This is a genomic window from Rhodococcus sp. P3_B8, from assembly GCF_056402775.1.
The window spans coordinates 25810-40108 of the sequence record NZ_JBFUGT010000026.1; the positions used below are offsets into that span (position 1 = coordinate 25810).

The 14299-nt window shown below is 63.2% G+C and carries 8 protein-coding genes and 1 pseudogene; 7 read left to right on the forward strand and 2 right to left on the reverse strand.

Annotated elements, in window-relative coordinates; translation table 11 throughout:
• Positions 1 to 144: 144 nt before the first annotated feature.
• Complete coding sequence (locus AC1D1G_RS12770) at positions 145 to 1218, reverse strand: alkene reductase (RefSeq protein ID WP_317568710.1); 1074 nt, start codon at positions 1216 to 1218, stop codon at positions 145 to 147.
• A 786-nt stretch (positions 1219 to 2004) separates the two neighbouring features.
• On the opposite strand from AC1D1G_RS12770, the gene AC1D1G_RS12775 reads away from it, so the two are divergent.
• The 7 genes and pseudogenes from AC1D1G_RS12775 to AC1D1G_RS12805 all read left to right on the forward strand — a co-directional run bounded on the left by AC1D1G_RS12775 (position 2005) and on the right by AC1D1G_RS12805 (position 9841).
• On the forward strand, positions 2005 to 2532 hold the full coding sequence (locus AC1D1G_RS12775; protein WP_317568711.1) for a nuclear transport factor 2 family protein: 528 nt from the start codon (positions 2005 to 2007) through the stop codon (positions 2530 to 2532).
• Positions 2533 to 2759: 227 nt separating this feature from the next.
• Positions 2760 to 3890 (forward strand): sugar ABC transporter substrate-binding protein, encoded by a 1131-nt coding sequence (locus tag AC1D1G_RS12780; RefSeq protein WP_477952369.1) that lies wholly within the window; start codon positions 2760 to 2762, stop codon positions 3888 to 3890.
• Positions 3891 to 3956: 66 nt separating this feature from the next.
• Positions 3957 to 5480, forward strand: coding sequence for a sugar ABC transporter ATP-binding protein (locus AC1D1G_RS12785; RefSeq protein WP_317568714.1), 1524 nt, complete (start codon positions 3957 to 3959; stop codon positions 5478 to 5480).
• A gap of 95 nt (positions 5481 to 5575) precedes the next feature.
• A complete protein-coding gene (locus AC1D1G_RS12790; RefSeq protein WP_477952371.1) occupies positions 5576 to 6478 on the forward strand; it encodes an ABC transporter permease in 903 nt (300 codons plus the stop codon).
• Positions 6478 to 7506, forward strand: a pseudogene (locus AC1D1G_RS12795) (ABC transporter permease). The gene AC1D1G_RS12790 and the pseudogene AC1D1G_RS12795 overlap by 1 nt, the downstream one beginning before the upstream one ends.
• Before the next feature lie 73 nt (positions 7507 to 7579).
• Positions 7580 to 8362: an SDR family NAD(P)-dependent oxidoreductase gene (locus tag AC1D1G_RS12800; RefSeq protein ID WP_317568717.1), complete on the forward strand. Its 783-nt coding sequence runs from the start codon at positions 7580 to 7582 to the stop codon at positions 8360 to 8362.
• Between the two features lie 249 nt (positions 8363 to 8611).
• Positions 8612 to 9841 carry an MFS transporter gene (locus tag AC1D1G_RS12805; RefSeq protein ID WP_477952372.1) on the forward strand — a complete coding sequence of 410 codons (1230 nt, stop codon included), beginning with the start codon at positions 8612 to 8614 and terminating at the stop codon, positions 9839 to 9841.
• Positions 9842 to 10102: 261 nt separating this feature from the next.
• Here AC1D1G_RS12805 and AC1D1G_RS12810 read toward each other — a convergent pair whose 3' ends face one another.
• Positions 10103 to 13603, reverse strand: a complete 3501-nt coding sequence (locus AC1D1G_RS12810) for a protein kinase domain-containing protein (protein WP_477952373.1) — start codon at positions 13601 to 13603, stop codon at positions 10103 to 10105.
• Between the last annotated feature and the right edge of the window lie 696 nt (positions 13604 to 14299).

The window sequence follows — 14299 nt, forward strand, 5'->3', positions numbered from 1 at the left end:
AACGCACGCGCCCTCCGGCATCGCTCGTTGGAGGCCCAACATGACCGCCGACAGCATCTGTGGCGGTGCAACTACCATTGGTAGTTCAACACAGCAAGCCATGCCGGGCCGGAATAACTCCGGCCCGGCCACGCCCAACCATTGTCAGCTGACGGCGCTGTCCGACCACTCCGGGTAGTCGATGTAGCCCTTGTCCCCGCCCGAGTAGAAGGTGTCGAGATCGGGCATGGTCAGTTCGAGGCCATCGCGCAGGCGACGTACCAAGTCCGGATTGGAGATGAAGTACCGGCCGAATGCGATCAGGTCGCCGCCGCGCGACAACCACCGATCGGCATTCGCCTTGTCGACGAAGTCTGCACTTCCGACAATCGCAGGGTTCACGATCAGCGGACCAGTCCAGATCTCCCGGATCCGGTCGTTGATATCGTCCGACGCAGTCTCGAGGATGTGAAGGTACGCCAACCCCAGCGGATTCAGAGCGTTGAGAAGCGTGGTGTAGAGGCCCTCGGGATCGCTCTCGTTCATATCGTGGAACTTCCCGCCGGGTGAGAACCTGATCCCCACCCGGTCGGCGCCGATGGCGGCGCTGACGGCGGTAGCGACCTCGACCGCGAAGCGTGCCCGGTTCTCATGCGACCCGCCGTACTGGTCGGTGCGATGATTGCTGTTGTCCGACAGGAACTGCTGAATCAGGTAGCCGTTGGCGCCGTGGATCTCGACACCGTCGAAGCCGGCGGCGATCGCACGCTCCGCCGCCGCGACAAACACGTTGACCTGCTCTCGAATCTGCTCGACGGGCATCTCGACGGGCGTGACGAACGCGAGCCGACCACCGGAGTTGAAGATCGTGCCCTGGGCGGCGATGGGCGAGGCTCCGAGCGGCTGCATTCCGTTGATCTCCGGGTGCCCCACGCGGCCGCCGTGCATGAGCTGGGCGAAGATCCGGCCGCCGGCATCGTGAACAGACTGGGTGATCGGGCGCCAGGCAGCCTCCTGCTCATCGTTGTAGAGACCGGGAATATTCGGCTCGGACTGTCCCTGCTTCGACGGCGAAATGCCCTCGCTCACGATGAGCCCTGCGCTGGCACGTTGCGCATAGTAGAGCGCGGCACTCTGGGACGGCAGTCCCGTCTCGGAGGCGCGAACCCGCGTCATGGGCGCCATGACGACTCGATTCGACAGCTCGAGTGAACCCAATTTGTATGTCTCGAACAACATGACCTGAGATCTCCTTACTGTGGGGATGTTTGTCCGCCGGTTATCGCTTGGCTTGCATCAGTACTAAGCACTGCCATTTGCACGGTTGGTTGTCGACCGCGCTTTCGGTGTCTGGTGCGCGTGAATTTGGTGGTGCCGTCGTCGGCCGAGCCCAAGAGCGCAGTCTCGTTGGCGCAGCGAGACCCGAGGTTGCGACGAAAGAGCCCTGTCCGGGACTCATCGAACGGTGTCGTAGGACGAATCGTCGGATCCGGTAATGCTCAGGTGGGGTTGGTGTCTCGCATGATGTCTTGGTTGACCCGTGTGCGATCGATGATTGGTCGAAGTGCCTCTCCCGTGCAAAAACGTACGGACGTTCGTAAGTATTGGTGGTATCGGTCGATGTGTCAACCCTCACAGGGGGACGCATGGCCGGGTGCGTGTCACAGGCTGTGGCAATCAGGCCTGATGTGGCTGCTGTGGTGGGGGGGTCGTTCATCTCGAACGGCCGCACTCGCAGTGAGGGCGCGGATGTCCGGCAGCGGAACGGTGCCGGCGGGGTGCTTGATCGGTGTGCGCAGTCTCTTGCGCCCCCGCGAACTATGATCTACGTTACATCCAACGAACGAGCGTTTGTAGGCATTACCCCGTTCGTTACATCTACTTGTCGTTCCTGACGCGCCGTTCGAATCGTCGGCCGACCTTCCGGCTGCGCGACGTATCCGCAGCAAAACACGGACGGCCCGCGGCAGATCCAGCTAAGCGCTCCCATTGGACCGGATAGGTATCCCTAGGCGAGGAGGATCCGTGATCGTTTCAGAGTCATCAACTGCGGACACGCGAGAAGTGAAGAGTCGCTATGTTCCAGGCCCTATCGACAAGTTGTGCGCCATCGAGGAGATCCGCCAGCTGAAGTCACGATACTTCCAGGTCGTCGACGAGAAGGACTGGGCAGGCATCGAGGGGCTCTTCACCCCGGACGCACGCGTCGATTTCGGTGGTGAAGGTCAGTATCACATCGGGCATCACGGGGTGACTGCAGCCGACATCAACCCTGACGATTGGATCGTCAGTGGCGGCGAAGCGACGGCGCGGGTCATCGCGGGTGCAGTCTCCGAGGTCATCTCGGTTCATCAAGGACACGACCCACAAATTGAGCTGATCAGCCCGAATCGCGCTGTGGGGCGCTGGTCGATGTACGACCGTCTGGAGTACGGCGACGAGGTCATGCACGGCTACGGTCACTACCACGAGAAGTATGAGCGCGTGAACGGGGAATGGAAGTTCTCCGCGCTTACCTTGACCCGGCTTCGAGTCGTCTGGTCCGACAAATAGGCACGGTAATTCGGCGCCCTGTCTGACCGGGTGACGATGATCCCCGGACAAATCGAGGCCCGCTTGCCCATGGCGATCCGGTCATACCGGCGGCCGGATATTGCTGCTCGAAGTCCGATCCTTCGCGCACATCGCAGGGTCCCCAGGCCGCAGCTCGGCGGGATCGCGTACTCACCCCATCCATCCCACCGGCAGTGCCCCCGGCAAGTCCCCAAACAGGAGTCAACATGTCGAAATTCCCACCTCGCGCAGACCGTCAGCGCAAACGGGCCTACCTCACCGCCGTCGCCGGTTGCACAGCCGCCACACTCGTACTCACCGCGTGCGGCAACGCTCAAAGCAGCACGTCATCGGCGCCCGACGGCATGCCCTCATCCGGTGAGGTGATGTTCTTCGGTCAGTCCCGCGAGAATCCGTACTTCGGACAGAACGAGATCGGCGCACGTGAAGTTGCAGAGTCGTACGGCTGGGATGTCTCCTATGTCGAGGCGTCGACGCAGGAAGAACAGGACTCTGCAATCCAGCAGATGCTGGCTCAGGGCGCCAAGCCCGTCGGCGTTGTGCTGAACCCCATTTCCGGAGAAGCGGCAGTAGCGTCCGAACAAGTCATCAAAGCAGCAGGGATTCCGCTCGTCATTCTCAACCAGGTTCCCACCGAGGAGCAGGACTCCTTGTTCGACGCGTACGCCGGCGTCAACGACTACGGCAGCGGTCGAACAGCAGCGCAGTTGCTCATCGCTGGCGCCCAAAAGGCCGGCGTCCCCCTCGGCGACGGTCTGATCGTCAACACAGTTGCCGGCCACACGGCCGCCCAGCAACGAGTCGCCGGATTCACCGACGAGTTGAAGCAGAGCTCTCCCTCGTCAGCGGTTCTCAGCGATGTGACATCCGGCGGATTCCTCGAAGCCGAGGGCTACAGCATCGGCTCCCAGGTTATCCCAGCCAACAAGGGAAAATTCACCTGGGTGTACGGAGTCAACGATGCCCTGGCGCTCGGCGCCATCCGCGCAGCAAAAGAGAACGGCATCCTTCCCGGCAAAGACGCGCTCTTCGTCGGAGGCACCTGCATGAACGCCAACACCAATGCTGCGGTAATAAATGGTGAACTCGTCGGCTCGGCGATCCAATCTCCGCTCGTCGAGGGGCAGTCCGCGATCTACGCGCTGGCGGCCTACCTGAACAACGGCTCGGTCCTCGACGGCGATGCAGACCTGTCCGCGGACGCACCGCCGTCGATCGACACCCCGCCGCACAAGCGCAACTTCATGCCCAACACCAAACTCGACGGCACCGCAGCATCGTTCGACAGCACGACCATCTGGGGCAGGCCGGCATCGGAGCTCTGCAACTACAGCTGAACTACCCCCCCGCAGATCAGCGGTGTAACTATTCGAGCCTCACAATCAGAGACGGAAGAGCGAACGATGGGTTCTGTCGACAACGGCGCCGCGCCGCCGGTCCTCGAAATGAGAAGCATCAAGAAGTCCTACGGGTCGGTGCACGCCCTTCGCGGAGTGGACTTCAATCTGCGCAGGGGCGAAGTGATGGCGCTCCTCGGCGAAAACGGCGCGGGCAAGAGCACCCTGGTGAAAATTCTCGCAGGCCTCGAATCCGCGGACGAGGGAACGATCCTGGTCGACGGCGAACCGACTCAACTCGGCAGCACCCGGCGCTCACGATCTGCCGGTATCGCCGTCGCCGAGCAGGAGCTGAGCGTGATCGGCCCCCTGAGCGCCGCGGAGAACATCTTCCTCGGCGGCGTACCGTTCAAGGGCGCGTGGACCTCCGCGAGGCTCGCGAAGGAAGCGCGCAAGCATCTCGATGCCGTGGGTCTAGAGCACATCGATCCACGCACCCCGGTGGAGACGCTGTCGGTGGCAGAGCGCCAACTCATCGAAATCGGCCGTCTGCTCGCTCGTGATGCAAAGATCCTCATTCTCGACGAACCCACTGCGGCACTGTCGGATAGCGACATCGAACGAGTAAAAAGTACGGTACTGCGGCTCGCGGCCGCCGGGCACAGCATCGTGTACGTGACCCACCGGCTCGGTGAGGTCTTCGAGATCGCCGACCGCATCACCATATTCCGCAGCGGCCGGAGCAACCCTCCCTGCAACGTCAGTGACGTCACCCTCGAGAAGGTCATCGAAAAGATGATCGGTCGTCCCCTCGAAGACATGTTCCCGAGACGCGCCCAATCATTCAGAGCTGCCATCCTCGACGTTGCCGGCATCACGACCCGAGAGCTTCCCAATCCCGTGTCGATGCAACTGCACGCAGGGGAGATCATCGGGGTGGCCGGTCAGCTAGGCTCCGGCTCAGGTGCGTTGGTGCGCGCGATTTCGGGTGTGGACGTGGTCGAGTCCGGGTCAATCGTGATCGACGGTGCGCTACTACCACCGGCGCACACCCTCACCGACGCCATCAAGTCCGGGATTGCGTACTGCTCGAGTGACCGGAAACTGGATGGCATCTTCGCCGACCTGACCGTCTCGACCAACTTGATGGTTCCTGCCATCAAGTCGATCTCGCCGAACGGACTCGTCAGCCGACGCCGGGTCCGGGAACTGACCCACGCGATCGCAGGGCAAGTCGCTCTGAGCCCGACCCGGATGCCCCACAAGACCGGCACTCTCAGCGGTGGAAACCAGCAGAAGGTCGCGTTAGGAAAGTGGCTGGGTATCTCACCGAAAGTGCTGCTGGTGCAGGAACCGACCCGCGGCGTGGACATCGGTGCGCGTGCCGAGATTTACCAGCACTTGCGGACGCTCGCCGAGCAGGGCCTGGCGATCGTGTTCGCCTCGTCAGACCTCGAGGAGGTTCACGGCCTCGCCGACACCATCGTCACGATGTTCCGTGGTCGTCTCATTCGCACGGTTCCTGCCACGTCCATCAGCACACATGAAGTGCTGCGGGACATCACTCACCCCGAGGAGGCACAGATATGAGCGCGGTCGGCACAACTACGGTAACATCCTCAGATCCGCCCAAGTCGGCAGACGCCCCGGCAGCGAGAAGATATCTCCCGCTGGCGGGGGCCGCCGTGGCGCTGGCTACGGCGATCATCGTCGCGGGGCTGACCAACGAGGCATTCCTCACCACAGCGAACGCGCTGGCCATCCTCAGGTCCGCGGCCCTGACCGGAATCGTTGCCCTCGGTGCCACGTTCATCACCGTCGCCGGCCGATTCTTCTCACTGGCGCTTGGGCAGACAGCGGTATTCGGCGGAGTGACCTTTGCTCTGCTGATGTCACACGGTGCGCCGTTTGCCCTCGCTGTCGTCGCGACGCTGATCGTAACCCTGATACTCGGTGCCGTGCAGGGCGCTTTGGTCTCGATGGGTGCCAACCCGATCGTCACCACCTTGGGGGCCGGGGCACTACTCGCGGGTCTCGCTGGTCTCGCGACCGGCGGTAAGAACGTCCGTATCGAAAGCACCTCAGTTGAGTGGTGGGGGAACGCTCGTCCGCTCGGGGTGCCGACGCAGACCTGGGCGTTCCTGATCCTGATCGTCGTTGCGTGGTTCGTGATGAGCAAGACACGATTCGGGCGGGAAACGGTGGTCACCGGTGCCAACCGGGCCACTGCGCTCAGTTCCGGAATCGCGGTCTGGAAGGTCACGACCGTAGTCTTCGTCGTCGCGAGCGTAGCGGCGGGCATCGTGGGGATATTCGGCGCCGCGCAGTTCAGCCAGGCCCGGATCAGCGAGTTCGGCGGCCTAGACTTCGACGTTGTCGCAGCGATTCTCATCGGTGGCACCGCGATTCAGGGTGGGCAGGGTTCGCCGACTCGAACGGCGCTGGGCGCGGTCTTCATCGCGATGCTTCAAAACTACATGTTGTTGCTGGGCTGGTCCTTCGGAATAAGGACGACCATCATGGGTGCCTTCATCCTGGTTGTTGTGGTGTCCTTCCACCTGGTTCGTGGCAGAGCGGGAGCTAAATGATGCGGTCTCGAATTCTTCACCATGACCTCATACTGCGCATCGCGTTGGCGGTGCTGGTGTTTCTTTTCTTCGCCCTCACCACCGGAGGCTATGCAAGCAGCGGCAACATCTATGCGATCTTGGAATCCTGTGCCCTCGTCGGCATCGTCGCCGCCGGACTCGGTGTCACCATGCTGGCCGGTGAACTCGATCTGTCGGTGGGCTCGATCGCCGCCTGCGCCGGAATCGTCGCAGTCCAGATGTCCGGATCCGGGGTCGTGGTCGCGGTTGCCGCGGCGACTATCGCGGGGGTCGCCTTCGGCGTCGTTCAAGGCGCCCTCATCGCCCGATTGAACATCTCCTCACTGGTGTTCACACTCGGTACTTTCATCGCCTTGCGCGGTGTGGCATAAGTACTCTCACACGAGCAGACCGTGACGATGGACCTGTCCAACCTTGCGATCACAACCGCCTTGCGCGAGCGGTTCGTCATCTTCTCCCCGTTCAGTCTGACAATGATCGCCCTCGTGGTGGCGGTCGGGTACGTCCTCCGGTACACCCGCATCGGCCGCGAGATCTACGCAATAGGTGGTGCGCGCAAGGAATCCCGCGCGGCCGGTATCTCACCCTCAAAGCCCCTCATTCTGGCCTTCGCTCTCTCGGCGGGGCTGGCTGCTCTGGCGGGCTCGCTGTCATCCCTGCGGTCCGGTAGTGCCACTCCAAGTGGACACGAAACGCTGCTTGTCGCCGCCGTCACGGCAGCCTTGATCGGCGGGATCAGCCTGTACGGCGGCCGGGGAAGCATGTCGGGCATCTTCGTCGGCGTTTTGACCCTGCAGTTCCTTCTCTCCGGTCTGACATTGCACGGCGCCGCATTCTGGGCGGCAAGCCTTGCGACCGGAGCGGTCCTGCTCGTATTTCTGGTCCTGGACATCGCGAACGGATCCTCTCCGATCGGCCAGTCGCTCCGCAGATTCCATATTGCACGGCGGTCCTCGCGCATACCACGCACGCAGACGACGGTATCTGCATCCACCCCTGTGCCCTAGCTTCCCTTAGCTGGGTTGACCACTACACCTCGAGAATGCTGTCCGCTACCGATATATCGAAGGAAGATGACTCATGAGTGAAACCGGCTTCGTCCAGGGCACACGTTTGGCCAACCGTAAGGCGGTCGTCACCGGCGGGGCGTCGGGGATCGGCCGCGCGAGCGCGCTCCGATTCGCGATGGAAGGTGCACGCGTCGTCATCTGGGATCTGAACAAGGAGCGCATCGACGAAACTGTCGAGTTCATTCGGAACTCCGGAGGCGATGCAGCCGGTGTACAGGTCGATATCTCTGACACGGCCAGCGTAGAGGCGGCGGCCGAAGAGTCGATCCGGATCCTCGGTGAAGTCACCGTGATCATGAACAATGCCGGGATCCTCGATGGCTACGCCACCGCACTCGAGACGGACGACGCGTTGTGGGACAAAGTGGTCGGAGTAAACCTGAAGGGAATGTTCTTGGTCAGCAGGGCTCTGCTGCCCTCGATGTTGGCCGCCGGGGGCGGAGCGATCGTCAACACCGCCTCCGTCTCAGCGCTCATCGCAGGTGGCGGCGGGATCGCTTACACCACCTCCAAGCATGGGGTTATCGGATTCACCAAGCAAATGGCGTTCGACTACGCCCACCAAAACGTGCGGGTCAACGCCATTGCCCCCGGCGCGGTGGAGACCGAAATGACGAAGGACATCCTCAACAATGAAGAGTTGCCTGTGGTCGAGGCACTGCGCAAGGCGCCCGCCGGACGCCACGCCCAACCCTCGGAACTAGCCAACGTAGCGCTCTTCCTGGCCAGCGACGAAGCCAGCTTCGTACACGGAGCGGTATACATGGCAGACGGGGGTTGGACTATTCAGTAGGCGGTGCGGCCGCCTAAGAATCGACTTGGTGGGGTCTGCCGCCGCGCCTGATTCAGTCGCCGACACCACGGCCCCACCCTGCGGGGCGACGCAACGAGCCCATACCCATCAACCGGCGTCCGAGTCGGACTTCGGCCTTGCCAGAACGACGATTTCAGGTAGCCGGGGCTCACGTGCGGGCCGTGCCGAGTGCACCGCGTGCGGACGCACGAAGCGATGCCCACCTGCTCATTGTGGAGAGGAGATCCGATGAGCCGCGTCACCGACCTCCCGGCTCACAACGCCAACACTGCAATGCCAGCATGGCTTATGGTGCTGATCACGACGGCCTGCGGCGTGGTCGTCGCCAACCTCTACTACTCGCAGCCACTTCTCGGCGAGATCGGCGCATCCCTCGGGATGTCGCCGCAGACCGCCGGGCTGATCGTCACCTTCACCCAGATCGGTTACGGTCTCGGTCTTCTCCTCGTCGTACCGTTGGGCGATGTGTTCGAGAACCGAGCCCTGATCTCGGTTCTGCTGACGATCGAAGCCCTGGTCCTCGTCGCTGCCGCCATCGGTGGGGCGCCGATCCCGTTCCTGATGATTTCGGGACTGATCGGACTCGCCGCGGTAGCCGTTCAAGTGCTGGTGCCCTTCACTTCGCACTATGCCCCCGAGCATCGGCGCGGCCGCGTCATCGGCACCGTCATGAGTGGACTCACCCTTGGAATCATGCTGGCCAGACCGGTCGCCAGTCTCATCGCGAGTGTTTGGTCCTGGCGAGCCGTCTACACAATGTCCGCGCTCCTCGTCATGGCAATTGCCATCGCAATCCGATGTACGTTGCCGACTCGGCGCCCGGACTACACGGTGAGCTACCGCGCGCTGCTGGGGTCGCTTCCGGGCATCATGCGCGAAACCCCGGTGCTGCGGCGCCGCGCGCTCTACCATGCCTGTCTGTTCGGATCCTTCAGTGTCTTCTGGACAACCGTTCCCCTGCTTCTGACCAGCGAGGCGTTGGGTCTGTCCCAATTGGGACTTGCCGTGTTCGCTCTAGTCGGCGCCGTCGGCGCCGCAGCATCACCTCTCGCCGGCCGATTAGCCGACCGCGGACTGACCCGACCGTGGACATGTATCGCCATCCTCGCTGTACTTATTTCCCTGTTAGCTGCCGCATTCGTCCCCACCGGAACCGCTCTCGGCGTCGGCATCCTGGTTGGTGCGGCAATCCTGCTCGACTTCGGCGTCATGACCAACGTGGTCCTGGGACAACGCGCCATTTACGCCCTCGGCCCTCAGCTGCGCTCCCGCCTCAACGGCCTGTACATGGCCACATTCTTCGCCGGCGGCGCGCTCGGGTCCGCCGTTGGGGGCTTCGTATACGCCCATAGTGGATGGAGTGCCGCCGCACTCACCGGTGTAGTCCTATCCGCCCTCGCCCTCGCGTACTTCCTCACCGATCGGCACTGCGAAATCTACTGTCACAGTGCTCCTTAGGCTACTCAATGCGCCACGTCAAACGCGGCGCCGCCCTTATGCAGGTCGCGACCATCACGGGTCGGTTTGGTAGGCCAAGTGTGTTGGATGGTTTGCGTTGCGCCCGATGTACATAACATCGTCGCTGAACAGGTTTGTGGGCGAGTCCATATGAAGGAGACAGGCACCGAGCTTCAACATGACATGTGGCGAGTTCACATTGCGTCGTCTTCGCAAGGATTGTCGTGCTGGCCGGCTGCTGGAGCCGAGTGCAGTGACGGTTCAGATCCTTTGGGGCGCGTCGGCAGTCGCCAGGTCCGCGAGGAATGTGGCCGGGACTTGCGCCCAATCGCTGCGCCACGTCCCGGCGACCTGATCCTCCCGCAGCGCCGCGATGAGCGAGACGATGTGTGGTCCACCATCGGGAAGGTGACGCATCATGCCCAGCTCGGCGCATTGTGCCGCGATCGCGGTGAGCAGTTCCTTGGCTTCGTCGATACGACCCGAGGCAGACAGACAGGCTGTGAGCAACCTTCTGGCCTGCATCAACAGTCGGTGTGCACCGCGGCCCTCGAGTCGGTTCGTCCACTCCTTTGCCCATGTGCACGCGAGCTCGGCCTGGTCCGGTGAATGCTCGTCGAGCAGCAGTCTGATGGCTGTTGCCTCCTCGATCTGTGCCGTCAGTGCCTCGATACCGTCGACCGGTCGACGACGAGAGGAATATTCTGCGGGCCGAGAGACCGGGATGGCGGGACTCAGGGGAAGTCCCAGCCTGATCCGTTCGTTCTCGACGTTGGCGCGCAACCGCGGAAGAGACAGTGTCACAGCGATCCTCGCACCCTCATCCAGTCGCTGCGCTGCCGTTATTCGGTCGCCCCGCAGGGCCTTGATACGCGCCCCGAGGACATACCGAGGGATTTTGAATTCCACGAGACCGCCCTCGCCCCCAAGCTCGTAGCCTTCGTCGAGCAAGATTTCGGCCTGGTCGATCTCGCCCCGTTCGTACAACAACACGCCGAGGAGAGAATCGGCCAGGCGCGCGGCCTCTGAGTGCTTACCACCCAACTTCCTCGCCACACGCACCCCCGCCCGAAAACTGCTTTCCGCCGCGGCGACATCGAGTTGTTCGTAGGCGGCAAGGCCGGCGAAACAGTGCCCGTGCATCACCAGGTACGGGCCGTTGGTTCGCGCATGAAATGCGGACGCCCATTCCTGCAGTCGGCGCGCTTCGTCGAAATCGAACTGGTATGTCGCGCGATAGGTTGCCATGTTCGCGGCACTCGACACGACCCACGGCCGCAACGTGTCCAGTCGTGGCAAGCATGCCTGGACCAACTCGTCCGCGCCGTCGACTCGGTCCGCGCGGAACCGGATAACACCTCGCATCACAGCCGCCTCGACCCGCAGGTCGGCGACCTCGTCGGTGGGGGGAACACGATCGAGCGTTGATTCGACGCGGTCGAGCGCCCGCTGAGCAGGTTCGGCTCGGTGCAGCATGATGTTGGCCCAGGCTACGGCGAGTTGCAACCACGGACGTGAATCTGTCAGCGAGGGAGGGAGTTTCGCGACCATACCGAGGAGGGTTGTCATGTGTGAGTACTCGATCAGGTGCATCCCATCGCGCTCGACGAGCTCGACCGCCCGGACCTGATCCCCAGCCATGAGCGCGTGATCGACGGCCTCGCCGAGCAGCTCATGATCGGCGAACCAGGTCGATGCCGTGCGGTGAAGTTCGTCGATCCGCTCGGGCTGATCACGCTCGAGTCGTCGTTGCAGGAACTCGGCGAACACGTGGTTGTACCGGAACCAGACTCCGTCCTCGTCCACCCGTCGCAGGAACAGATCCCGCTCCTCGACTATTTCGAGTAGCGCCTGCCCGCGCGACACGTGCGCCAGCGCGCCCGCAAGGCTCCCGCTGATCCGTTCGGTAACCGACGTTGCCAGAAGAAAATCGAGGATCTCCGGTTCCAACGTGTCGAGCACGTTCTCGGCGAGGAACTCGCCGATGGCGTGATGCCGACCCGACAGGTGCCCGATCAGCTCGGTGGGGTCGTCGCGTCCACGCAGTGACAGGTACGCCAATTGCAACGCCGCCACCCACCCGTCGGTCGAGTTCCGCAGGTCCGCGACATCCTCCTGCTCCAGCTCCAGTCCGCCCAGGTCGACCAGGAAGGAGCGTGCCTCATTGTCATCGAAACGTAATGCTGTGTAATCGATTTCGACAAGCTCATCACGCACGCGCATTCTACTCATCGGAAGGCCGGCCCGGGTGCGGCTTGCCACGACGACCTGGATGTGGTGGCAGCCGTTGTCGAGAAGGAATCCCATGGCTCCGCGTGTCCCGGCGTCGGTGACCCGGTGCCAGTCGTCGATCACGATCGCCACCCGCTCACCGCGGGCGTGGATCTCGTTGATCAGCGACGACAGGACGTACTGCTCGGCCTCGTCGCCGTGCTCGTCGAGCGCCTGCCCCAGGTCGCGCGCCAAGGCCGGGCGGACCCGCCGGATCGCCTCGACCAGATGCGAGAGAAACCACACCATGTTGTTGTCATCGTGATCGACCGTCAGCCACGCGACCGCCACACCCTCCTCGGTCAGCACTTCACCCCATTGAGCGGCGAGGGTGCTCTTGCCGAATCCGGCAGGAGCGTGAATGACCGTCAACCGGCGCCGCTGTCCAGCGCGTAGGAAGTCGATCAGATGTCTACGCTCGACCAGTTGCCGGGTCGGCGTCGGCGGGCGGAATCGGGTGGAGGGGGCGGGCGGCGTCCCTGTCGTCGCTGCATCGTTCCGGCCTGCCGTCGTCATCGGGCCGGACCTGCCCGACGCGGTCCTGGTCGAGGCGCCTCGGCGAGGTTCATCGGGGGTCTGCGTGCCGAGGTCGGCGGGTAGGGCCATCTCGTCGGCGGGCAGGCCGTTCCGGAGCTGGGCTTCGCGCAGTTCCTCCCCGAACTCGGCCGCAGTCGACGCACGATCGTCTGGCTCCCGGGACATCGCCTTCTCGATCGCGGCACATACGTCGGCGGGGATGTCCTCCCCACGCAGTTCCGGGACCGGGTGGGAGGTGATCCGCAGGAATTGGGCCACCACCTGCTCGCCGCTGCGCCGCTCGAACGCGGCATGCCCAGTGATCGCGCAAAACAGCGTCGCCCCGAGGCCGTACACGTCCGATGCCGGGGTGGGGGGCTGGCCTTTGAGCACCTCGGGTGCGGTGAACGCCGGTGAGCCGACCACTGCGCGCGTCGAGGTCTCGAAGCCACCCGCGATGCGTGCGATTCCGAAATCGGTCAGCTGCGGCTCACCGTAGTCCGTGAGCAGGATGTTCGCGGGCTTGACGTCCCGATGCACGGTGCCGACCCGGTGCGCAGTCTCGAGCGCGCCCGCGACCTTTACTCCGAGTCGAACCGCCTCCTCCCAACCTATCGGCCCCGAGCGGTGGATCCGGGAAGCCAGCGAACCGTGCGCGTGGTAGTGCATCACAATGTACGGCTGCCCGCTGGCCGTGGCACCGACCTGCAAAATGTTGGCGATGTTCGGATGCCCGGACAGCCGGCCCATGGCCCGTTGCTCACGAATGAACCGCTCGAGATTGTCCGGATCCAGATCGGCGCTGAGGACCTTGACCGCGACGATGCGGTCGAGGGATGGCTGTAGGCAGCGGTAGACGACACCAAAGCCACCCCGCCCGATCTCCTGGGCATCGTCGAACCCCGCCACGGCCAACTCCGTGGCGATACCCGAGGTCAAATCACGCTGCGTCGCCAGTGGATCGTATTCGGCCACGGCCGACCTCGATCTCGTGCCTCGGTGTCCACAATCCCTGTGTCATGCAAATCACCTCTCGAGCATCAATGCGAGCATAACCCCAATCCGAACGCTCGAATCGTCGGTAGGTAAACAGTTCGAGCGGCTCGCGTGATCAGCTGAGGTCGTGGTCGACGGTCGGTCGTCCGTTGGGTCAAGATCGAGTAGCGCTCCCAGCTCCCGGATATCCGGTGAGTGCGCCAGCCCAGACGACTCAGCTGTGGCACGGCAGCACGACGAGCAACTGATTGCGGGCGAGTGCCACTCCAAACCTTGCGGCCGTCGACTGAAATTTTCCCGTACCCGCAGTGCAGCAAAGCTTCCGGCCCGCGCGGAACGACCGTCTCGTTGTCGTAGACACGAATGCTCGCGGGAAGACACTACCTCGTCGGTCCCGCGGACCGCGACGCCGTCATCCTCGGTGACGCAGACCAGGGCGGCCGAGCTATTCCCGACCGGACCACGAGACTCGGGAGCCGTTGTGCCCAATCGCGTTCGGTTGACACTATTGGCGGCATCGCGGGAATCGTATCGTGTAGACCTCCAGCGCTGCATGCGGATTTCCGGGCTTATTGGCGTTTCGCGCAACGGTATTCGTATCATTTGTCTGCATCAAGTGCGTCGAATGAGGTATCAGGTGTATCTAGTCGTGCACTCCGAGCGTGGGCGTGGGCA